The sequence below is a fragment of the Tissierella creatinophila DSM 6911 genome, from assembly GCF_001940565.1.
GTDB classification, from domain to species: domain Bacteria; phylum Bacillota; class Clostridia; order Tissierellales; family Tissierellaceae; genus Tissierella_A; species Tissierella_A creatinophila.
This window is the reverse complement of record NZ_LTDM01000043.1, coordinates 76497-95755: the sequence shown is the minus strand read 5'-3', so window position 1 is coordinate 95755 and position 19259 is coordinate 76497. Positions and strand designations below refer to the sequence as shown.

35 protein-coding genes are annotated in these 19259 nt (G+C 33.9%); all 35 read left to right on the top strand.

What is annotated here, in order from left to right; genetic code table 11:
- Positions 1-84: 84 nt before the first annotated feature.
- The 35 genes from TICRE_RS09725 (at position 85) to TICRE_RS09555 (ending at position 19247) form a co-directional block, all read left to right on the top strand.
- Positions 85-327 (top strand): ribosomal L7Ae/L30e/S12e/Gadd45 family protein, encoded by a 243-nt coding sequence (locus TICRE_RS09725; RefSeq protein ID WP_075727559.1) that lies wholly within the window; start codon positions 85-87, stop codon positions 325-327.
- A 19-nt stretch (positions 328-346) separates the two neighbouring features.
- Complete coding sequence (gene rpsL / locus TICRE_RS09720) at positions 347-766, top strand: 30S ribosomal protein S12 (protein ID WP_075727557.1); 420 nt, start codon at positions 347-349, stop codon at positions 764-766.
- A 118-nt stretch (positions 767-884) separates the two neighbouring features.
- A complete protein-coding gene (gene rpsG / locus TICRE_RS09715) occupies positions 885-1355 on the top strand; it encodes a 30S ribosomal protein S7 (protein WP_075727555.1) in 471 nt (156 codons plus the stop codon).
- Positions 1356-1409: 54 nt separating this feature from the next.
- Positions 1410-3479 (top strand): elongation factor G, encoded by a 2070-nt coding sequence (gene fusA / locus TICRE_RS09710; RefSeq protein WP_075727553.1) that lies wholly within the window; start codon positions 1410-1412, stop codon positions 3477-3479.
- Positions 3480-3507: 28 nt separating this feature from the next.
- Positions 3508-4701: an elongation factor Tu gene (tuf, locus tag TICRE_RS09705; RefSeq protein WP_075727551.1), complete on the top strand. Its 1194-nt coding sequence runs from the start codon at positions 3508-3510 to the stop codon at positions 4699-4701.
- 305 nt (positions 4702-5006) lie between these two features.
- Positions 5007-5324, top strand: a complete 318-nt coding sequence (gene rpsJ / locus TICRE_RS09700) for a 30S ribosomal protein S10 (RefSeq protein WP_075727549.1) — start codon at positions 5007-5009, stop codon at positions 5322-5324.
- A 58-nt stretch (positions 5325-5382) separates the two neighbouring features.
- Positions 5383-6012 (top strand): 50S ribosomal protein L3, encoded by a 630-nt coding sequence (gene rplC / locus TICRE_RS09695; RefSeq protein WP_075727547.1) that lies wholly within the window; start codon positions 5383-5385, stop codon positions 6010-6012.
- A gap of 24 nt (positions 6013-6036) precedes the next feature.
- Complete coding sequence (gene rplD, locus TICRE_RS09690; RefSeq protein WP_075727545.1) at positions 6037-6660, top strand: 50S ribosomal protein L4; 624 nt, start codon at positions 6037-6039, stop codon at positions 6658-6660.
- Complete coding sequence (gene rplW, locus TICRE_RS09685) at positions 6660-6953, top strand: 50S ribosomal protein L23 (RefSeq protein WP_075727543.1); 294 nt, start codon at positions 6660-6662, stop codon at positions 6951-6953. Before rplD ends, rplW begins: the two co-directional genes overlap by 1 nt.
- Positions 6954-6979: 26 nt before the next feature.
- Positions 6980-7813: a 50S ribosomal protein L2 gene (gene rplB, locus TICRE_RS09680; protein ID WP_075727541.1), complete on the top strand. Its 834-nt coding sequence runs from the start codon at positions 6980-6982 to the stop codon at positions 7811-7813.
- Between the two features lie 31 nt (positions 7814-7844).
- On the top strand, positions 7845-8129 hold the full coding sequence (rpsS, locus tag TICRE_RS09675) for a 30S ribosomal protein S19 (protein ID WP_075727539.1): 285 nt from the start codon (positions 7845-7847) through the stop codon (positions 8127-8129).
- Positions 8130-8151: 22 nt separating this feature from the next.
- A complete protein-coding gene (gene rplV, locus TICRE_RS09670) occupies positions 8152-8487 on the top strand; it encodes a 50S ribosomal protein L22 (protein WP_075727537.1) in 336 nt (111 codons plus the stop codon).
- Between the two features lie 16 nt (positions 8488-8503).
- A complete protein-coding gene (gene rpsC / locus TICRE_RS09665; RefSeq protein WP_075727535.1) occupies positions 8504-9166 on the top strand; it encodes a 30S ribosomal protein S3 in 663 nt (220 codons plus the stop codon).
- 24 nt (positions 9167-9190) lie between these two features.
- A complete protein-coding gene (rplP, locus tag TICRE_RS09660) occupies positions 9191-9634 on the top strand; it encodes a 50S ribosomal protein L16 (RefSeq protein WP_075727533.1) in 444 nt (147 codons plus the stop codon).
- The gene (rpmC, locus tag TICRE_RS09655) at positions 9624-9830 is read left to right on the top strand and encodes a 50S ribosomal protein L29 (RefSeq protein ID WP_075727531.1); all 207 of its coding nucleotides are present in this window, start codon (positions 9624-9626) and stop codon (positions 9828-9830) included. The genes rplP and rpmC overlap by 11 nt, the downstream gene beginning before the upstream one ends.
- A 6-nt stretch (positions 9831-9836) precedes the next feature.
- Positions 9837-10091: a 30S ribosomal protein S17 gene (gene rpsQ, locus TICRE_RS09650; RefSeq protein ID WP_075727529.1), complete on the top strand. Its 255-nt coding sequence runs from the start codon at positions 9837-9839 to the stop codon at positions 10089-10091.
- 28 nt (positions 10092-10119) lie between these two features.
- Positions 10120-10488 carry a 50S ribosomal protein L14 gene (rplN, locus tag TICRE_RS09645; protein WP_075727527.1) on the top strand — a complete coding sequence of 123 codons (369 nt, stop codon included), beginning with the start codon at positions 10120-10122 and terminating at the stop codon, positions 10486-10488.
- A gap of 15 nt (positions 10489-10503) precedes the next feature.
- On the top strand, positions 10504-10818 hold the full coding sequence (rplX, locus tag TICRE_RS09640) for a 50S ribosomal protein L24 (RefSeq protein WP_075727525.1): 315 nt from the start codon (positions 10504-10506) through the stop codon (positions 10816-10818).
- Between the two features lie 30 nt (positions 10819-10848).
- Positions 10849-11391 (top strand): 50S ribosomal protein L5, encoded by a 543-nt coding sequence (rplE, locus tag TICRE_RS09635; protein WP_075727523.1) that lies wholly within the window; start codon positions 10849-10851, stop codon positions 11389-11391.
- Between the two features lie 18 nt (positions 11392-11409).
- Positions 11410-11595, top strand: coding sequence for a type Z 30S ribosomal protein S14 (locus TICRE_RS09630; RefSeq protein WP_075727521.1), 186 nt, complete (start codon positions 11410-11412; stop codon positions 11593-11595).
- A gap of 29 nt (positions 11596-11624) precedes the next feature.
- A complete protein-coding gene (gene rpsH, locus TICRE_RS09625) occupies positions 11625-12020 on the top strand; it encodes a 30S ribosomal protein S8 (protein WP_075727519.1) in 396 nt (131 codons plus the stop codon).
- A 33-nt stretch (positions 12021-12053) separates the two neighbouring features.
- Positions 12054-12593, top strand: a complete 540-nt coding sequence (gene rplF, locus TICRE_RS09620) for a 50S ribosomal protein L6 (RefSeq protein ID WP_075727517.1) — start codon at positions 12054-12056, stop codon at positions 12591-12593.
- Between the two features lie 16 nt (positions 12594-12609).
- Entirely contained in the window at positions 12610-12972 is a 363-nt protein-coding gene (rplR, locus tag TICRE_RS09615; protein WP_075727515.1) for a 50S ribosomal protein L18, read from the top strand.
- Positions 12973-12987: 15 nt separating this feature from the next.
- Complete coding sequence (rpsE, locus tag TICRE_RS09610; RefSeq protein ID WP_075727513.1) at positions 12988-13494, top strand: 30S ribosomal protein S5; 507 nt, start codon at positions 12988-12990, stop codon at positions 13492-13494.
- A gap of 13 nt (positions 13495-13507) precedes the next feature.
- Positions 13508-13684, top strand: coding sequence for a 50S ribosomal protein L30 (gene rpmD, locus TICRE_RS09605; protein ID WP_075727511.1), 177 nt, complete (start codon positions 13508-13510; stop codon positions 13682-13684).
- A gap of 20 nt (positions 13685-13704) precedes the next feature.
- A complete protein-coding gene (gene rplO / locus TICRE_RS09600) occupies positions 13705-14154 on the top strand; it encodes a 50S ribosomal protein L15 (protein ID WP_075727509.1) in 450 nt (149 codons plus the stop codon).
- A complete protein-coding gene (gene secY / locus TICRE_RS09595; protein ID WP_075727507.1) occupies positions 14155-15432 on the top strand; it encodes a preprotein translocase subunit SecY in 1278 nt (425 codons plus the stop codon). It abuts the gene before it with no gap.
- Positions 15433-15453: 21 nt separating this feature from the next.
- Positions 15454-16101: an adenylate kinase gene (locus TICRE_RS09590; RefSeq protein ID WP_075727505.1), complete on the top strand. Its 648-nt coding sequence runs from the start codon at positions 15454-15456 to the stop codon at positions 16099-16101.
- Between the two features lie 18 nt (positions 16102-16119).
- Positions 16120-16392, top strand: coding sequence for a KOW domain-containing RNA-binding protein (locus TICRE_RS09585; protein ID WP_075727503.1), 273 nt, complete (start codon positions 16120-16122; stop codon positions 16390-16392).
- A gap of 38 nt (positions 16393-16430) precedes the next feature.
- A complete protein-coding gene (gene infA, locus TICRE_RS09580; RefSeq protein ID WP_075727501.1) occupies positions 16431-16649 on the top strand; it encodes a translation initiation factor IF-1 in 219 nt (72 codons plus the stop codon).
- A 16-nt stretch (positions 16650-16665) separates the two neighbouring features.
- Complete coding sequence (gene rpmJ / locus TICRE_RS09575) at positions 16666-16779, top strand: 50S ribosomal protein L36 (RefSeq protein ID WP_075727499.1); 114 nt, start codon at positions 16666-16668, stop codon at positions 16777-16779.
- Positions 16780-16817: 38 nt separating this feature from the next.
- Positions 16818-17180 carry a 30S ribosomal protein S13 gene (gene rpsM, locus TICRE_RS09570; protein WP_075727497.1) on the top strand — a complete coding sequence of 121 codons (363 nt, stop codon included), beginning with the start codon at positions 16818-16820 and terminating at the stop codon, positions 17178-17180.
- 17 nt (positions 17181-17197) lie between these two features.
- Positions 17198-17596, top strand: a complete 399-nt coding sequence (gene rpsK, locus TICRE_RS09565; protein ID WP_075727495.1) for a 30S ribosomal protein S11 — start codon at positions 17198-17200, stop codon at positions 17594-17596.
- Between the two features lie 16 nt (positions 17597-17612).
- Positions 17613-18236 carry a 30S ribosomal protein S4 gene (gene rpsD / locus TICRE_RS09560; protein ID WP_075727493.1) on the top strand — a complete coding sequence of 208 codons (624 nt, stop codon included), beginning with the start codon at positions 17613-17615 and terminating at the stop codon, positions 18234-18236.
- A 63-nt stretch (positions 18237-18299) separates the two neighbouring features.
- The gene (locus TICRE_RS09555; RefSeq protein ID WP_075727491.1) at positions 18300-19247 is read left to right on the top strand and encodes a DNA-directed RNA polymerase subunit alpha; all 948 of its coding nucleotides are present in this window, start codon (positions 18300-18302) and stop codon (positions 19245-19247) included.
- Positions 19248-19259 lie beyond the last annotated feature (12 nt).

Genomic DNA, 19259 nt, shown 5'->3' with positions numbered 1-19259 from the left:
AACTTTATATTAATCTAGTGACATAAAGATTATGTGGTGCACATGCCACATAATCTTTAAAATGTTTTAAAGGTGGGAAAGTTTATGACCGAAAGATTAGAAGATGATAAAAAAGTAGTTGGATTAAATCAAGTTAAAAGAGCGATTTTCTCTTCTACAGCTAGTATCGTCTATATAGCAGAGGATGCTGAGAAAAAGGTTAAAGATGAAATTTTAGCACTTTGCGAAAAAGAGCAAATCCCAATTATTAAAGTTAGTACAATGAAAGATTTGGGAGATGCATGTGGAATTGATATTAATGCAGCTACCGCTGCATTACTAATATAAATTATAAGGAGGTGCCTTGATGCCAACAATCAATCAATTGATTAGACATGGTAGGAAAAGTCTTGTTTCTAAATCTAAGACTCCAGCTTTAGGAGTAAACTTAAATACTTTAAAAAAGAAAGAAACAACTGTTAACTCACCACAAAAAAGAGGTGTATGTGTTGCTGTAAGAACTGTAACTCCTAAAAAGCCTAACTCAGCACTAAGAAAAGTTGCCAGAGTAAGACTTACAAATGGATTTGAAGTTATGGCTTACATCCCAGGAATAGGACACAACTTACAAGAACATAGTGTTGTTCTTATAAGAGGTGGAAGAGTTAAAGACTTACCAGGTGTTAGATACCATATTGTAAGAGGTAGTTTAGATACTGCCGGAGTTGATGGAAGACAACAGTCTAGATCAAAATATGGTGTTAAAAAAGCTAAAGTTAAAAAATAATTGTGTAAAGTGCAGGAATACTTATTCCGTTAATATAGATTGTATTCAGCGCACAGACGGTAACAAGATTACCGAGTACCAATGAATCTACTTTTTCATAGTTAAGGAGGGAAGAAAAGTGCCAAGAAAAGGACATGTACCAAAAAGACAAGTTATGCCAGATCCGATATACGATGATGTGATCATAACTAAATTAATAAATAACATAATGTTAGATGGTAAAAAAGGAACTGCTCAAGCTATAGTTTATGACGCTTTAACAGATATAGGTGAAAAGACAGGTGAAGATTCTCTAGAAGTGTTTTATAGAGCATTAAACAATATCATGCCTGTATTAGAAGTAAAAGCTAGAAGAATAGGTGGAGCAACTTATCAAGTTCCAATAGAAGTTAGAGCAGATAGAAGAGAAACATTAGGACTTAGATGGTTAGTAACTTACTCAAGAAAAAGAGGAGAGAAGAACATGGTTGATAGATTAGCCAAAGAGCTTCTTGATGCTGCAAATGGAGTAGGAGCAAGTGTTAAGAAAAGAGAAGAAGTTCACAAGATGGCCGAAGCTAACAAGGCTTTCGCACACTATAGATGGTAATATATCGTTTTAAAGGTGTGGATGGGGCTTACGAAATTATAAGGAGGAAAAATTGTGCCAAGAACAATTTCACTAAAGAAAACTAGAAACATAGGCATAATGGCTCATATTGATGCAGGAAAAACAACCACCACCGAAAGAATTTTATTTTATACAGGTAAAATACACAAAATAGGTGAAACTCATGAGGGTGGAGCCCAAATGGACTGGATGGAACAAGAGCAAGAAAGAGGTATTACAATTACTTCAGCTGCTACTACTTGTATGTGGGATGACCATAGAATTAACGTTATCGACACACCAGGCCATGTGGATTTTACGGTTGAAGTTGAAAGATCCCTTAGAGTGCTTGATGGAGCAGTAGCTGTATTTTGTGCTAAGGGTGGGGTAGAGCCTCAATCTGAAACAGTATGGAGACAAGCCGACAAATACAATGTACCACGTTTAGCATTTATAAACAAAATGGATATAAACGGAGCAGACTTCTTTAGAGGTGTTGGAATGATTGAAGATAGACTTAAGGCAAACCCTGTTCCAATACAATTACCTATAGGGGCAGAAGATGACTTTAAAGGTATTATAGACTTAGTTAATATGAATGCTAGAGTTTATAATGACGACTTAGGTGAAAACATAGAGGTAATAGACATTCCAGAAGATTTAAAAGAATTAGCTGCTGAATATAGAGAAAAACTTATAGAGGCAATCTCTGAGCATGATGAAAAATTAATGGAAAAATATCTTGAAGGTGAAGAATTCACAACTGAAGAAATCATGGAAGGTATTAGAACTGCTACTCTTAAAGTAGAAATCACTCCTGTATTATGTGGTACTGCTTATAAAAATAAAGGTGTACAGCCTTTACTAGATGCTATAATATCTTATCTACCTTCACCGATTGATATACCAGCTGTTGTTGGTACGAGCATAGATTTAGAAGAAGAACTTACAAGAGAAGCAGATGATGATGCATCATTCTCATCCTTAGCTTTCAAAATAGCAACAGATCCTTATGTAGGTAAACTTGCATACTTTAGAGTTTACTCTGGAAGTATAAAATCAGGAAGTTATATATTAAACTCTACAAAAGGCAAAAGGGAAAGAGTTGGAAGACTACTTTTAATGCATGCTAACAAAAGAGAAGAAGTAGAAGAAGTTTATGCAGGAGATATAGCTGCTATAGTAGGACTTAAAAATACAGGAACTGGAGATACGCTTTGCGATGAGGATGATCCAATAATCTTAGAGAATATGGTATTCCCAGAACCAGTAATCCATGTAGCTATAGAGCCTAAAACTAAAGCTAGTCAAGATAAACTAGGGGCGGCACTTGCAAAACTTGCTGAAGAAGATCCTACATTTAGAACATATACTGATGAAGAGACAGGTCAGACTATAATTGCCGGTATGGGTGAGTTACACTTAGAGATAATTGTAGATAGACTTTTAAGAGAGTTCAAAGTAGAAGCTAATGTAGGTAATCCACAAGTTGCATATAAAGAATCTATTTCTAAAAATGTAGAAGCAGAAGGAAAATATGTAAAACAATCTGGTGGACGTGGACAATATGGTCACGTTAAATTAAAATTAGATCCACAGGAAGCTGGAAAAGGCTATGAATTTGTAAATGCTACAGTTGGTGGATCAGTACCAAAGGAATATATAAATTCAATTAACACTGGAATTCAAGAAGCTATGCAATCTGGTATAATCGGAGGATTCCCAGTATTAGATGTAAAAGTTACTCTTTATGATGGATCATACCATGACGTAGACTCAAACGAAATGTCATTTAAAATAGCTGCTTCTATGGGATTCAAACAAGGTATGGCAAAAGCAGGTCCTGTATTATTAGAACCTATGATGAAGGTAGAAGTAATTATACCTGAAGAGTATATGGGTGATGTTATGGGAGATGTTAGTTCAAGAAGAGGTAGAATAGAGGGCATGGAATTAAGAAGTGGAGCACAAGTAGTAAATGCATATGTTCCGCTAGCTGAGATGTTTGGTTACGCTACAGATCTTCGTTCAAACACTCAAGGAAGAGGAGTATATTCAATGCAGTTTGACCACTATGAGCCAGTGCCAAAGAGTATATTAGAAGAAGTAGTAGGAAAGAAATAATCATTACCTAAGGAGGAAGAAAAAAGAAATGGGAAAAGCAAAATTTGAAAGAACAAAACCACATGTAAATATTGGAACAATAGGTCACGTAGACCACGGTAAAACAACTTTAACAGCAGCAATAACAATGGTACTACACAATAGATTTGGATCAGGTGAATCAATAGACTATGCAAATATAGACAAAGCACCAGAAGAGAGAGAAAGAGGAATAACAATTTCAACTTCTCACGTAGAATACGAAACTGAAAACCGTCACTACGCACACGTAGACTGTCCAGGTCACGCGGACTACGTAAAGAACATGATAACAGGAGCAGCACAAATGGATGGAGCAATCCTAGTAGTTTCCGCTGCAGATGGACCAATGCCACAAACTAGAGAACACATCCTACTATCAAGAAACGTAGGAGTACCTAAAATGGTAGTATTCCTAAACAAAGAAGACCAAGTAGATGACGAAGAGCTAATCGAACTAGTAGAGATGGAAGTAAGAGAACTACTATCTGACTATGACTTTGATGGAGACAACACACCAATCACAGTAGGATCTGCTCTAAAAGCAATAGAAGACCCAGCAGGACCATGGGGAGATAAAGTTCTAGCACTAATGGAAACAGTAGATGAATGGATTCCAGCACCAATAAGAGATACAGATAAGCCGTTCCTAATGCCAGTAGAGGATGTATTCTCAATTACAGGAAGAGGAACAGTAGCAACAGGAAGAGTAGAAAGAGGAATAGTAAAAACAGGCGAAAGCGTAGAAATCGTAGGCTTAGCAGATGAAGCAAGAACAGTAGTAGTAACAGGAGTAGAGATGTTTAGAAAACTACTAGATGAAGCACAAGCAGGAGACAATATAGGAGCACTTCTAAGAGGAGTACAAAGAGAAGAAATTCAAAGAGGTCAAGTATTAGCAAAACCAAAATCAATAAAGCCTTTTACGAAATTCGAATCAGAAGTTTACGTTCTATCAAAAGAAGAAGGTGGAAGACATACTCCATTCTTTAACGGATACAGACCACAATTTTACTTTAGAACAACAGATGTAACGGGAGATATACAACTTGAAGAAGGTATAGAGATGGTAATGCCAGGAGATAACGCAAAGTTTATAATAGAACTTATAACTCCAATAGCAATAGAAGAAGGACTAAGATTCTCAATCCGTGAAGGTGGAAGAACAGTAGGTTCAGGAGTAGTAACTAAAGTTTTAGGTTAATATAAATAAAAAGGAGGATAATCCTCCTTTTTAAATGTTTTTAAAAAAATAAAGTTTTTTCAAAAAACACTTGTAATTTGTTGTGATTTATTATAAACTAAAGTAGTGTTTTATTGGAGGCATAGCGATGATACAAAAGGTGGCTGTTATAAATGCAGGAAATTTTTGTGGAGTATGTTCGGTTTAAAACCGGTCGACTAGATTTGCCAATTTATTTTTTAAAAAAATAGAAACACCCGGTAGGGTGTATCGGCAATTCTAAGTCGCATGTAAAAAATAAACATGCGATAAAAGGAGGGAAACAAATGTCAAACAATGGTAAACAAAAAATAAGAATTAGATTAAAAGCTTATGATCATGAACTACTTGATTCATCAGCTCAAAGAATTGTAGAGACTGCAAAGAGAACAGGTGCAGATGTATCTGGTCCAGTGCCGTTACCAACTGAAAAAGAAATAATCACAATACTAAGAGCGGTACACAAATATAAAGATTCTAGAGAGCAGTTTGAGCAAAGAACTCATAAGAGACTTATAGATATTCTTAGCCCAAATCAAGCCACTGTAGATTCACTTATGAAATTAAATTTACCTGCAGGGGTAGATATAGAGATAAAATTATAAGATCTTTTATAAGATTGCCAAGTGGTAATCCGCTGTAAAAAAATAGGAGGTGCAATATATGAAAAATATACTAGGAAGAAAAATTGGGATGACTCAAATTTTCGGAGAAAATGGAGAGTTTATTCCAGTGTCGGTTGTAGAAGCAGGACCCCTAGTAGTAGTTCAAAAGAAGACTACTGAAAAAGACGGATACAATGCTATCCAAGTAGGCTTTTTTGATATGAAAGAGAAAAAGGCTAACAAACCTTTAAAAGGACACTTTAATAAGGCTGAAGCAGGACTTAAAGAAGTGTTACAAGAAATAAAAGTTGAAGATCCAGATGCATTTGAAATAGGACAAGAAATAAAGGTCGATATCTTTGAAGCTGGAGATAAAATTGATATAGTTGGAACATCAAAGGGTAAGGGAACCCAAGGTGTTGTAAAAAGACATGGTTTCTCTACAGGTAGAAAAACTCATGGTTCTAAATTCCATAGAATGCCAGGTGGTATGGGAGCGAGTGCATATCCAGGGAAAGTATGGAAGGGACATAGAATGGCTGGAAGAATGGGAAATGAAAGAGTTACTGTTCAAAATCTAGAAGTAGTAAGAGTAGATGTTCAGAAGAACTTAATCTTGATAAAAGGTGCTATCCCAGGACCTAAAAAAGGGTTTGTAACTATAAAACAAACTAGTAAAAGAGTATAAATAAGGCCGAAAGGAGGACGTAAAATGCCTAAAGTAAATGTATATAATATGCAAGGCGATCAAGTAGAACAAATAGACTTAAACGAAGATGTATTTGGTATAGAAGTTAACCAACACGTAGTTTATGAAGTTGTTAAAAATCAACTTGCCAATAAAAGACAAGGTACACAATCAGCTAAAACAAGAGCAGAAGTAAGAGGCGGTGGAAGAAAACCGTGGAGACAAAAAGGTACAGGTAGAGCTCGTGCGGGTAGTATAAGAGCGCCTCATTGGACAGGTGGTGGAGTTACATTCGCACCTAAGCCTAGAGATTATAGCTATAAAGTGCCTAAGAAAATTAAAAGACTTGCTATGAAATCAGCACTTACTTCAAAAGTCTTAGAAAACGAAATTATAGTTATTGATGAGTTTAAATTAGATGCTCCAAAGACTAAAGATATGGTAAATGTATTAAATAAATTATCTGCTGATAGAAAAGCATTGATAGTAACTGTAAATCCAGAGACTAATGTTATAAAATCAGCTAACAACATACCAAATGTTCAAACTACAGTAGTGGGCAATTTGAATGTTTATGATATATTGAAATACAATTCACTTATTATCACAAAAGAAGCTGTTAGAAAAGTGGAGGAGGTGTATGCATAATGCGTATTCCACACGATATTATTATTAAGCCAATAATAACTGAGAAAAGTATGGAAGACATGGCAGAAGGAAAGTATACTTTTATGGTAGATAGAAAATCAAATAAAACTGAAATAAAAAAAGCTGTAGAGAGTGTATTTGATGTAAAAGTTGAAAAAGTAAATACCATGAATATGCTTGGTAAAATGAAAAGACAAGGTGCAACTTCTGGTAGAAGATCTAGCTGGAAAAAAGCCATAGTAAAATTAGCAGAAGGATCTAAAGGAATAGAATTCTTCGAAGGAATGGAATAAAAGTTTTATAAAAAGGAGGTAAAACAATGAGCGTTAGAAAATTTAAACCTACTTCCCCTGCTCTAAGACAGATGACAGTATCAACGTTTGAAGAAATAACAAGTGTTGAACCTGAAAAATCATTATTAGTTAGCTTAAATAAAACAGGCGGAAGAAACTCTCGAGGTGTAATCACTATTCGTCATAGAGGCGGTGGAGCTAAGAGAAAATACAGAATAATAGACTTTAAAAGAGATAAAGATGATATACAAGGAAGAGTAGCTACTATAGAATATGATCCAAATAGAACTGCAAATATTGCACTTATACATTATGTAGATGGTGAAAAAAGATATATTATAGCTCCTAGAGGCTTAAAAGTAGGAGACTTTATAGAGTCTGGCGAAAATGCAGATATAAAAATAGGAAATGCATTAAAATTAAAGGACATACCTGTAGGTACAACAGTACACAATATAGAGTTAAAGCCTGAAAAAGGTGGTCAATTAGCAAGATCTGCAGGATCTGAAGCTCAACTTATGGCTAAGGAAGGTAAATATGCACAACTTAAATTACCATCAGGAGAATTTAGACTTATAAGCATAGAATGCCGTGCAACGATTGGTCAAGTAGGAAATAAAGACCATGAGCTTATTACGATAGGTAAAGCAGGAAAATCTAGACATATGGGCATAAGACCTACAGTTCGTGGTAGTGCCATGAACCCGGTAGACCATCCACACGGTGGTGGAGAAGGTAGAACACCGATAGGTAGACCTTCACCATCAACTCCATGGGGAAAACCTGCTTTAGGACTTAAGACTAGAAAAAAATCTAAAAAATCGAATCAATATATAGTAAGAAGAAGAAAAACTAAGTAGTTAAATTTTATCGGTAAAGGAGGAATAGTCAATGGGTAGATCTTTGAAGAAAGGCCCTTTTATAGACGATCATCTTCTAAAAAAAGTGGAAGAATTAAACAAAGATAATCAAAAAAAAGTTATTAAGACATGGTCACGTCGTTCTACTATATTTCCAGAACTAATAGGCCATACAATAGCAATTCATGACGGTAGAAAACATGTACCTATTTACATTACTGAAGATATGGTAGGTCATAAATTAGGAGAATTTGTTCCTACTAGAACGTTTAGAAGCCATATCAATAAAAACGAAAAATCATCTGGAGTTAGATAGATGCTAGAAGGAGGGAATTAAAGTGGAAGCAAGAGCTATAGCTAAATATGTTAGAATTTCTCCGTTGAAAGTAAACTTCATATGTAGAGAGATAACAGGCAAACAAGTAGATGAAGCTCTATCAATTTTAAAATTCACACCTAAAAAAGGTGCTAGAATTCTTGAAAAAGTATTGGATTCAGCGGTTGCTAATGCAGAAAATAATCTTAATTTAGATAGAGATAACTTATACGTTTCTAGCGCTTACGCGAACGAAGGTCCACGTATGAAAAGATGGAGACCTAAAGCTAAAGGAATGGCTTATCCGATAATAAAGAGGAGCAGTCATATAGGAGTAGTAGTTGAAGAAAAAGAGTAAAAAGGAGGGGTAATTAATGGGTCAAAAAGTTAACCCACACGGTTTAAGAGTTGGAATTATAAAAGATTGGAATTCAAAGTGGTATGCTGATAAAAAAAACTTTGATACATTTTTAATAGAAGATGACAAGATTCGTAAATATCTTAAGAAAAAATTATTTATATCTGGGCTTTCAAAAGTTGAAATAGAAAGAGCTGCAAATAGAGTTAAGATTTCAGTTTATACTTCTAAACCTGGAATGGTAATAGGTAGAGGTGGATCTGGAGTAGAAGCTCTTAGAAATGAAATTGAAAAGATGACAGGGAGATCTGTTTCTATAAATGTAGAAGAAATAAAAAACCCATCACTTGATGCTCAATTAGTAGCAGAAAACATAGCTTCTCAACTTGAAAGAAGAGTTTCATTTAGAAGAGCTATGAAACAAGTTATCCAAAGAACTATGAGATCTGGAGCAAAAGGAATAAAAACTTCCGTCTCAGGAAGACTTGGTGGAGCAGATATGGCAAGAACAGAAGGATATAGTGAAGGAACTATACCTCTACAAACATTAAGAGCAGATATAGATTATGGTTTTGCCGAAGCTGATACTACTTATGGAAAATTAGGGGTAAAAGTGTGGATATATAAAGGAGAAGTTCTTCCTACTAAAAACGAAGAAAAGGAAGAAACAGTTAAATAAACTGTAGGAAGGAGGAGTTTTAATATGTTAATGCCTAAAAGAGTAAAATATCGTAGAGTTCATAGAGGAAGAATGAAGGGAGAAGCTCATCGCGGTAATACAATAACTTATGGAGAGTTTGGATTACAAGCATTAGAGCCAACGTGGATTACTTCTAATCAAATAGAAGCAGCGAGACGTGCTATGACAAGATATGTAAAAAGAGGTGGTAATATCTGGATCAAGGTATTCCCAGATAAACCAGTAACTGAAAAACCTGCAGAAACTCGTATGGGTTCTGGTAAAGGTTCACCTGAATATTGGGTAGCGGTAGTTAAACCTGGTAGAGTACTTTTTGAAATGGGTGGAGTATCTGAAGAAGATGCAAGAGAAGCAATGAGACTTGCAGCACATAAATTATCTATAAAAACTAAATTCATCACTCGTGATGAAGGGCAAGAAAAGGGTGGTGAGGCTAATGAAAGCTAAAGAAATTCGCCAAATGACTGGAAACGAATTAAATTCTAGACTTTTAGAATTAAAAACTGAATTATTTAATTTAAGATTTCAATTGGCTACAGGTCAATTAGATAACCCCTTAAGGATTAAATCCGTAAGAAAAGATATCGCACGTGTAAAAACTATTATTCAAGAACGTGAACTAGGTATAGGAAGGGAGGTTTAATCTTAAATGGAAAGAGGAAATCGTAAGACTAGAACGGGTATTGTAGTAAGTGATAAAATGGATAAAACTGTAGTTGTAGCAGTTGAAACTTTTAAAACTCACCCACTATATAAGAAACAACTTAAAAAAACTACGAAATTCAAAGCACATGATGAGAACAATGAATGTAAAACAGGTGATGTTGTTAAAATAATGGAAACAAGACCATTAAGTAAACAAAAGAACTGGAGAGTTTTAAATATAGTACAAAAAGCAAAATAGGAATTTTTGTTTGAAAGGAGGTAATCTAATGATCCAAACGGAAAGCCGTATGAGAATAGCTGATAACTCAGGTGCAAAAGAAGTTTTAGTAATAAGAGTACTTGGTGGAACAAACAAAAGATATGCTAGAGTTGGAGATATAGTTGTTTGTACTGTCAAAAGTGCAACACCTGGTGGAGTTGTGAAAAAAGGTGAAATAGTAAAAGCAGTAATCGTAAGAACAAAGCAAGGTGTTAGAAGAAATGATGGATCCTACATTAAATTTGATGATAATGCAGCAGTAATTGTTAAAGATGATAAAAACCCTGTTGGAACCCGTATATTCGGACCTGTTACTAGGGAATTGAGAAGTGGAAACTTTATGAAGATAATATCTTTAGCACCGGAAGTACTATAAGAGGAGGTGTAAAGTATGCATGTAAAAAATGGCGATAAAGTAGTTGTCATTTCAGGAAAAGATTCAGGTAAGGTTGGACGTGTATTAAAAGCTATGCCTAAAGAGAATAAAGTTATTATTGAAGGCGTGAACATGCTTACAAAGCATAAGAAAAACATGGGACCAACAAACCCTGGTGGTATAGTTCAATACGAAGGAGCTATAAATGTTTCTAAAGTAATGTACTATTGTGAAAAAGACAAAAAAGGTGTAAGAACAGGACATACAATATTAAAAGATGGAACAAAGAAAAGAGTATGCAAAAAATGTGGAGAAGTTTTAGATAAATAGTAAATAAAGTAAGAGGGGAGGTAATCAGGAATGACTTCCAGATTGAAAGAAAAATATACTAATGAAGTAATTGAATCTTTGATGGAAAAATTTCAATATGAAAATATAATGGAAGTACCAAAGTTAGAAAAAGTTGTAATAAACATGGGTGTTGGTCAAGCAAAAGATAATCCTAAGGCTCTTGAAGCAGCAGTAAATGAATTAGAAATTATAGCAGGACAAAAGCCAATCTTAACTTATGCTAAAAAATCTATTGCAAACTTTAAACTACGTGAAGGTATGAAAATTGGAACAAAAGTAACTCTAAGAGGAGAAAGAATGTATGACTTCTTAGACAGATTAATAAATATATCTCTACCAAGAGTTAGAGACTTTAGAGGAATTAGTTCTACTGCATTTGATGGTAGAGGAAACTATGCACTTGGAATAAAAGAACAACTTATTTTCCCTGAAATAGAATATGACAAAGTTGACTCTATAAGAGGTTTAGATATAGTGATTGTAACAACGGCTAAGTCAGATGAAGAAGCGAGAGTATTCTTAGAGAAAATGGGAATGCCCTTTAAAAAGTAAATAAGGAGGGAATAAATAGTGGCAAAAAAATCTATGATAGCTAAACAAAAAAGAAAAGCGAAATTTAGTTCAAGAGAGTATAATAGATGTAAAATTTGTGGTAGACCTCATGCATACTTGAGAAAATATGGAGTATGTCGTATATGTTTCAGAGAACTAGCTTATAAAGGCGATATTCCTGGAGTAAAAAAAGCAAGCTGGTAGTATAAGGTTATGAAAGGAGGTAACTAATTATGATGACAGACCCAATTGCAGATATGTTAACCAGAATAAGAAACGGCAACAATGCAAAGCATGATTCGGTTGATGTTCCTGCTTCAAATATTAAAAAAGAACTTGCTCAAATTCTTTTAAACGAGGGCTTTATTAAAGGATTTGATTGTATAGAGGATAGTAAGCAAGGAATTATAAGAATAGATTTAAAATATGGACAGAATAAAGAAAAAGTTATCAGTGGAATTAAAAGAATTTCTAAACCAGGACTTAGAGTATACGTTAAAAACGACAATGTACCAAGAGTGCTTGGAGGATTAGGAATGGCAGTTATTTCAACATCAAAGGGTATGATGACTGATAAACAAGCTAGAAAAAGTTCTGTTGGTGGAGAAGTTCTTTGCTATGTTTGGTAAAATAAATAAAACTAAAGAATGGGAGGTGCACTCATGTCAAGAATAGGATTAAATCCAATTTCCATTCCGAGTGGCGTAGAAATAAATATAGATGACAAAAACCTTGTTAAAGTAAAAGGACCTAAAGGTGAACTATCTGAACAAATAGATCCAGAGATGGTAATTAAGATAGAAGATAGCATACTATCTGTAGCTAGACCTACAGAAAACAAAAGACATAGATCTTTACATGGTTTATCCAGAACTTTGATCGCTAATATGATAGAGGGTGTAACTGAAGGTTATGCTAAAAAATTAGAAATCGAAGGAACAGGATATAGAGCTGCAAAACAAGGCAGTAAATTAGTGCTAGGACTAGGGTATTCTCATCCTATAGAGCTAGAAGATCCAGAGGGAATCGAAGTAGAAGTACCTGCAGCTAATAGAATAGTTGTTAAAGGAATAAACAAACAACAAGTAGGTAACTATGCTTCTATTATAAGAGGATATAGAAAACCAGAACCTTATAAAGGTAAAGGTGTTAAATACGAAGGCGAAGTTATAAGACGTAAAGTTGGTAAGACTGGTAAGTAGAAGGGAGTGAAATATATTGCTAAAAAAGATTAATAAAAATGAGAATAGAAAAGCAAGACATTCTAGAGTTAGAAAGAAGATCGAAGGAACTTCTGCAAAACCAAGACTGAATGTTTATAGAAGTGGAAAACATATATACGCTCAAATTATTGATGATACTACAAAATCTACATTAGCATCAGCTTCTACTTTAGATAAATCGCTTGAACTTACTTCAACTAGTAATAAAGAAGCAGCTAAAAAAGTCGGAGCATCTATTGCTAAAAAAGCTTTAGAGAAAAATGTAGAAAATGTTGTATTTGATAGAAGTGGATATATTTATCATGGAAGAATAAAAGAACTAGCTGAAGGTGCAAGAGAAGCTGGACTTAAATTCTAGAAAAGGAGGTAAATAATGGAACGTTCATTCATTAATCCAAATGAATTAGACTTACAAGAAAGAGTTGTTAATATAAATCGTGTTACTAAAGTAGTAAAAGGTGGTAGAAACTTTAGATTTAGTGCTCTAGTAGTAGTAGGAGATGGAAATGGTCATGTTGGAATAGGTATGGCTAAAGCTCTAGAAGTACCGGAAGCTATTAGAAAAGCTATACAAGATGCTAAAAAGCATATTGTAGAAATACCACTTAAAGAAACTTCAATACCACATGAAATACTAGGAGTATTTGGAGCTGGAAGAGTATTATTAAAGCCTTCTAAAGAAGGTACCGGAGTTATAGCAGGTGGTGCGGTACGTGCTGTATGCGAACTTGCAGGTATAAGAGATATTAGAACAAAGTCCCTTGGTAGCAGTAATCCAAGAAACGTTGTTAATGCAACGATGGATGCTCTAATGAATTTGAAAAAAGCCGAAGATGTTGCTAAATTAAGAGGCAAAACAGTAGAAGAATTATTAGGTTAGGGGGGATTTTTAAATGGCTATGATTAAAATAAAATTAGTTAAAAGTCCAATAGGTAGAATTGAAAAGCACAAAAGAACAATTGAAGCTCTTGGCTTTAAAAAGGTTAATCAAGTATTGGAAAAAAATGATACCCCTCAAATTAGAGGTATGATAAACCAAATAAGCTATATGGTTGAAATTGTAGATTAAGTAGAAGGAGGTGTAACTCTATGAAATTAAATGATTTAAGACCTAACGAAGGTGGAGGAAGTAAATCAAAAAAAAGACTAGGTAGAGGTACTGGTTCAGGACTAGGTAAAACATCTGGTAAAGGACATAAAGGCCAAAATGCTAGATCTGGCGGAGGAGTAAGACCTGGATTTGAAGGAGGCCAAATGCCTTTATTCAGAAGACTTCCTAAGAGAGGTTTTACAAATATATTTAAAAAAGAAATTGGAACTATAAACTTAGATGATTTAAATAGATTTGAAGAAGGAACGGTAGTGACTCCAGAATTATTATTTGAAAACGGATTAATTAAAAAATCTCGTTCAAAAGATGGTATTAAAATTCTTGGAAATGGAGAGCTAAACGTTAAACTAACAGTTAAAGCTCAACACTTTAGTAAATCTGCTATAGACAAAATTGAGTCCACAGGTGGCAAGGTTGAGGTGATATAAATGATCTCTACTTTGAAAGATGCTTGGAAGATACCTGAGATAAGAAAAAAAATAAATTTTACTATTCTTATGCTTTTAATATTTAGATTGGGATCAAATATTCCAGTTCCTTATATGGATAAGGAAGTAATAAAAAGTATATTTGAATCTAGTCAAGGCGGTCTGTTGCAATTCTTAGACCTAATGGCTGGAGGGACGTTTAGTAACTTTAGTATATTTGCAACTAATATATATCCATATATTACAGCATCTATTATTATTCAACTTCTAACCATAGCAATTCCAAGACTTGAAGAATTAGCTAAAGAAGGAGAAGAAGGTAGAAAAAAAATAGGAAGAATTACAAGATATTCAGCTGTAATATTGGCTATAATACAGGCAGTTGGTTATACTCTCGGGTTTTTTAGTAGTGCTTTAGAAAGTACAGGTACGCTTCAAAAGCTTATAGTAATTATAACACTTGTAGCTGGTACTTCATTTTTAATTTGGATAGGAGATTTAATTACAGAAAAAGGAATTGGAAATGGTATTTCAATGCTAATATTTGTAGGTATAATCTCTAGATTACCAGCAGAACTTATAAAGACTTTTCAATTAGTTGCTGCAGGCAGTTTGAAAATTGGTAAAGTAATAGTATTTGGAATAGTCTTTTTAGGAATCATTGCTGTTGTAGTTGCTTTGCAAGAAGGAGAAAGAAAGATAAATGTTCAATATGCAAAGAGAGTTGTAGGAAGGAAAATGTATGGTGGACAAAGCACACATATACCTGTAAAGGTATCTATGGCAGGAGTTATGCCGGTAATATTTGCTTCATCACTACTTGCGCTTCCACAAACAATTACTTTATTCTTTAAGAATGCAGCAGTATCAGCGTGGATCACTAAGTGGTTGACACCACAAGGTAGCATTGGAATATGGATATATTCTATATTAAACATAATTCTAATAATGTTTTTCACTTACTTTTATACTGCAATTCAGTTCAACACTGTTGAGTATTCTAAAAACTTACAACAAAATGGTGGATTTGTTCCTGGAATTAGACCAGGAAGACCTACATCAGAATATTTAAATAGAGTAGTTTCAAGAATAACATTTGTAGGAGGATTATCTCTTGCAATCTTAGCTAGTTTACCTATAATTCTATCAAAAATATTTAACATGAATGTTAATTTTGGTGGTACAGCTATTATAATAGTTGTAGGTGTAGCGCTTGAGACTGTTAAACAATTAGAATCACAAATGCTTATGAGACACTATAAGGGATTTTTAAAATAACTATAGGAGATGATGAATCGCATGAGACTTATACTATTGGGACCTCCCGGAGTTGGGAAAGGCACTCAAGCATCAAATATAGTGGGAAAGTATAATATTCCCCATATTTCTACGGGAGATATGTTTAGAGCAAATATAAAATCTAATACTCCTCTTGGTGTTTCAGCTAAAGAGTATATGGATAAGGGGCTATTAGTTCCTGATGAATTAGTAATATCTATGGTGAAGGATAGACTTTCAAAAGAAGACTGTAAAGATGGTTTTCTATTAGATGGTTTTCCAAGAACTATAGAACAAGGAGTAGCCTTAGATAAGGAACTTCATGAAATGGGTATAAAACTAAACAAAGTTGTCAATATTCAAGCAGATAAAGATGTTTTAGTAGAAAGAATAACTGGCAGAAGAGTTTGCAAGAGTTGCGGAGCTACTTATCATATTACAAACTTACCTTCTAAAGTAGAGGGTGTATGTGATGTAGATGGTGGAGAATTATATCAAAGAGATGATGATAAGATTGATACAGTAGCTACTAGAATTGAAGTGTATTTTAAACAAACAGAGCCACTGATAGATTATTATAGACAAAAAGGTCTTATATTAGATATTGATGGTACAAGAGATATAAAACAAATATTTGAAACTATAGTAAATTCCCTAGAAAGGGAATAAGAATCTGAGGTGAGTTTAATGGATTCAACTAGTGACATAGCCATTGGACAAGTGGTTAAGTCCAAAGCTGGACGGGATAAGGGAAGAATCTTTTTAGTATTAAACATAATTGATGATAAGTATGTTTCTATTGTTGATGGTGATTTAAGAAAACTAGAGAATCCTAAAACAAAAAAAGCTAAACATTTAGATGTTTACAATACTGTAGTTCCAGAGTTAAAATATAAATTAGATGATATGAAAATATTAAATGATGCTTTTATAAGAAAGATTTTAGAACCTTTTAATTAAGAGTTCTAAATCCGTTTGAACAGGAGGTTCGGAACCGAATGGCTAAAAAAGATGTTATAGAGGTTGAAGGTACAGTTATCGATGCTTTACCCAACACCATATTTAAAGTAGAGCTTGAAAATGGTCACGAGATTTTAGCCCATATTTCTGGAAAGCTTCGTATGCATTATATTAGAATACTTCCAGGAGATAAAGTAACTGTTGAACTCTCACCCTACGATTTGACAAGAGGCAGAATAACCTGGCGAAACAAGTAGTATAGGAGGGATTTAAGTGAAAGTAAGACCATCAGTTAAAAAGATGTGTGAAAAATGCAAGATTATTAAACGACATGGAAAAGTAATGGTAATCTGTGAAAATCCAAAGCATAAGCAAAGACAAGGTTAATATAGATAGAGTTAAAATAATAGGAGGTGCAAACTTTAATGGCTAGAATAGCAGGCGTTGACTTACCTAGAGATAAAAGAGTTGAAGTAGGTTTAACATATATTTTCGGCATAGGTAGATCTAGATCTATGGAAATAATTAACAATGCTAGTATAGATAGAGATACTAAAATCAAAGATCTAACAGAGACAGAGATAGCAAAACTTAGAGAACTAATAGATACCTATCCAGTAGAAGGGGATCTAAGAAGAGAAGTTATGATGAACATAAAAAGACTTAGAGAAATCAACTCTTATAGAGGTATGAGACATAGAAGAGGATTACCGGTAAGAGGACAAAAAACTAAGACAAATGCAAGAACTAGAAAAGGTCCAAAGAAATTAGTTTCTAAGAGAAAGTAGTAAAGGAGGGAAATTAAATGGCAGTTAAAAAAGGTAAACAAACTCGTGTAAGAAGAAGAGAACGTAAAAATATTGAGAGAGGTCAAGCTCATATTTCTTCTACATTTAACAATACAATGGTTACATTAACTGATTTACAGGGAAATGTATTATCGTGGGCAAGTGCAGGACAATTAGGATTTAGAGGTTCAAGAAAATCCACTCCCTTTGCTGCACAAGAAGCAGCTGAAACAGCAGCTAAAAAAGCTATGGAACATGGATTAAAGAGTGTTGAAGTATTCGTTAAGGGACCTGGCTCTGGTAGAGAAGCAGCAATTAGATCACTACAAGCTACAGGATTAGAAGTAAATATGATAAAAGACGTAACACCAATTCCCCATAATGGATGTAGACCACCAAAACGTAGAAGAGTTTAATTAGGAGGTAAAATAAATGGCAAGATATACAGGACCAGTGTGTAGATTGTGCCGTAGAGAAGGTTTAAAACTTTATCTTAAAGGTGATAAATGTTTTACTGATAAATGTCCAGTTGCAAAGAGAAATTATGCACCAGGACAACATGGCCAATCTAGAAAAAAGGTTACAGAATATGGTTTACAATTAAGAGAGAAACAAAAAGTAAAAAGATTTTATGGCATTAATGAATCACAAATGGCTAGATATTTTGATATAGCTGATAAAATGCAAGGTATAACAGGTGAAAATCTATTACACCTTTTAGAAACTAGATTAGATAATGCAGTTTATAGATTAGGATTTGCTCAGTCACGTCCTGAAGCAAGACAACTTGTAACTCATGGACATTTTATTGTAAATGGTCATAAAACAGATATTCCTTCATTTAAAATAACACAAGGCGATGTTATACAAGTGAAAGAAAAAAGCAGAAATAGCGAAAAAATCAAAAGCATTATAGAGAACCATAACGGTACTCAAGTATCATGGGTAAATGTAGATTTAGAAGCGTTAAAGGGTACTATTGTGGCTGAGCCAACTAGAGACGACATAGATATCCCAGTAGAAGAACACTTAATCGTTGAGTTATACTCTAAATAATAGAGTTCGAAGTTAGTTACCCTCGTCCTTATAACAACAAATTCTAAAGGAGGGTTCATATTAATGTTAGAAATTGAAAAACCAAGAATAGAAATCTTAGAGTTAAGTGATGATGGAACTTATGGTAAATTTTTAGTAGAGCCTTTGGAAAGAGGATATGGAACTACTCTAGGAAATTCTCTTAGAAGAGTTTTATTATCCTCATTACCAGGAGCTGCAGTATCTTCTATAAAAATCCAAGATGTACTTCATGAATTTTCAACAGTTCCTGGAGTTTTAGAAGATGTACCAGAAATCATCTTAAATATTAAGGGGATTGCATCAAAAGTATTTGCAAACGAACCCGTAACCTTGACTTTGGATATAGAAGGACCACAAGAAGTAACCGCTCGTGATATTGTTACAGGTTCTGATGTGGAAATTATAAATAAAGACCATTATATAGCAACAGTTAATGAAGACGGAAAACTATATATGGAATTAGAATTATCTAAAGGTAGAGGATATGTAACCTCTGAAAAAAATAAAAGTGAAGAGACATCAGTGGGCGTTATAGCTATAGACTCTTCTTATACTCCTGTTAATAAGGCTAATTATAATGTAACTAATACAAGAGTAGGACAAATTACGGACTATGATAGATTAGAAATAGAATTATGGACAAATGGTACAATTGATGCTGATGAAGCAATTTCTTTAGGTGCTAAAATACTTACAGAACATCTTGACTTATTCATAGGACTTACCGATCATGTAAATGATGTAGAGATTATGGTTGAAAAAGAAGAAGACAAGAAAGAAAAAGTTCTTGAAATGACAGTAGAAGAATTAGACTTATCTGTTAGATCTTATAACTGTTTAAAAAGAGCTGCTATAAATACAGTAGAAGAGTTAACTGACAAATCAGAAGATGATATGATGAAAGTAAGGAATTTAGGTAGAAAATCCCTGGAAGAAATTCAAAAAAAGCTTGATGAATTAGGATTAGGACTTAAAAGAAACGAGGAGTAATCCTTTTAAAGG

What these genes read in the sequence shown, in the direction of transcription:
- rpmC (WP_075727531.1), top strand. Translation starts at nt 9,624, where the DNA reads ATGAAAGCTAAAGAAATTCGCCAAATGACTGGAAACGAATTAAATTCT.
- rpsS (WP_075727539.1), top strand. Translation starts at nt 7,845, where the DNA reads ATGGGTAGATCTTTGAAGAAAGGCCCTTTTATAGACGATCATCTTCTA.
- rpsC (WP_075727535.1), top strand. Translation starts at nt 8,504, where the DNA reads ATGGGTCAAAAAGTTAACCCACACGGTTTAAGAGTTGGAATTATAAAA.
- infA (WP_075727501.1), top strand. Translation starts at nt 16,431, where the DNA reads ATGGCTAAAAAAGATGTTATAGAGGTTGAAGGTACAGTTATCGATGCT.
- rplP (WP_075727533.1), top strand. Translation starts at nt 9,191, where the DNA reads ATGTTAATGCCTAAAAGAGTAAAATATCGTAGAGTTCATAGAGGAAGA.
- TICRE_RS09585 (WP_075727503.1), top strand. Translation starts at nt 16,120, where the DNA reads ATGGATTCAACTAGTGACATAGCCATTGGACAAGTGGTTAAGTCCAAA.
- secY (WP_075727507.1), top strand. Translation starts at nt 14,155, where the DNA reads ATGATCTCTACTTTGAAAGATGCTTGGAAGATACCTGAGATAAGAAAA.
- rplW (WP_075727543.1), top strand. Translation starts at nt 6,660, where the DNA reads ATGCGTATTCCACACGATATTATTATTAAGCCAATAATAACTGAGAAA.
- rpsH (WP_075727519.1), top strand. Translation starts at nt 11,625, where the DNA reads ATGATGACAGACCCAATTGCAGATATGTTAACCAGAATAAGAAACGGC.
- rplO (WP_075727509.1), top strand. Translation starts at nt 13,705, where the DNA reads ATGAAATTAAATGATTTAAGACCTAACGAAGGTGGAGGAAGTAAATCA.
- rplE (WP_075727523.1), top strand. Translation starts at nt 10,849, where the DNA reads ATGACTTCCAGATTGAAAGAAAAATATACTAATGAAGTAATTGAATCT.
- rpsK (WP_075727495.1), top strand. Translation starts at nt 17,198, where the DNA reads ATGGCAGTTAAAAAAGGTAAACAAACTCGTGTAAGAAGAAGAGAACGT.
- rpsQ (WP_075727529.1), top strand. Translation starts at nt 9,837, where the DNA reads ATGGAAAGAGGAAATCGTAAGACTAGAACGGGTATTGTAGTAAGTGAT.
- TICRE_RS09590 (WP_075727505.1), top strand. Translation starts at nt 15,454, where the DNA reads ATGAGACTTATACTATTGGGACCTCCCGGAGTTGGGAAAGGCACTCAA.
- rplB (WP_075727541.1), top strand. Translation starts at nt 6,980, where the DNA reads ATGAGCGTTAGAAAATTTAAACCTACTTCCCCTGCTCTAAGACAGATG.
- rplC (WP_075727547.1), top strand. Translation starts at nt 5,383, where the DNA reads ATGAAAAATATACTAGGAAGAAAAATTGGGATGACTCAAATTTTCGGA.
- rplN (WP_075727527.1), top strand. Translation starts at nt 10,120, where the DNA reads ATGATCCAAACGGAAAGCCGTATGAGAATAGCTGATAACTCAGGTGCA.
- rplF (WP_075727517.1), top strand. Translation starts at nt 12,054, where the DNA reads ATGTCAAGAATAGGATTAAATCCAATTTCCATTCCGAGTGGCGTAGAA.
- rpsD (WP_075727493.1), top strand. Translation starts at nt 17,613, where the DNA reads ATGGCAAGATATACAGGACCAGTGTGTAGATTGTGCCGTAGAGAAGGT.
- TICRE_RS09555 (WP_075727491.1), top strand. Translation starts at nt 18,300, where the DNA reads ATGTTAGAAATTGAAAAACCAAGAATAGAAATCTTAGAGTTAAGTGAT.
- tuf (WP_075727551.1), top strand. Translation starts at nt 3,508, where the DNA reads ATGGGAAAAGCAAAATTTGAAAGAACAAAACCACATGTAAATATTGGA.
- rpmD (WP_075727511.1), top strand. Translation starts at nt 13,508, where the DNA reads ATGGCTATGATTAAAATAAAATTAGTTAAAAGTCCAATAGGTAGAATT.
- rpsE (WP_075727513.1), top strand. Translation starts at nt 12,988, where the DNA reads ATGGAACGTTCATTCATTAATCCAAATGAATTAGACTTACAAGAAAGA.
- rpsL (WP_075727557.1), top strand. Translation starts at nt 347, where the DNA reads ATGCCAACAATCAATCAATTGATTAGACATGGTAGGAAAAGTCTTGTT.
- TICRE_RS09725 (WP_075727559.1), top strand. Translation starts at nt 85, where the DNA reads ATGACCGAAAGATTAGAAGATGATAAAAAAGTAGTTGGATTAAATCAA.
- rpsM (WP_075727497.1), top strand. Translation starts at nt 16,818, where the DNA reads ATGGCTAGAATAGCAGGCGTTGACTTACCTAGAGATAAAAGAGTTGAA.
- rplD (WP_075727545.1), top strand. Translation starts at nt 6,037, where the DNA reads ATGCCTAAAGTAAATGTATATAATATGCAAGGCGATCAAGTAGAACAA.
- rplX (WP_075727525.1), top strand. Translation starts at nt 10,504, where the DNA reads ATGCATGTAAAAAATGGCGATAAAGTAGTTGTCATTTCAGGAAAAGAT.
- rpsJ (WP_075727549.1), top strand. Translation starts at nt 5,007, where the DNA reads ATGTCAAACAATGGTAAACAAAAAATAAGAATTAGATTAAAAGCTTAT.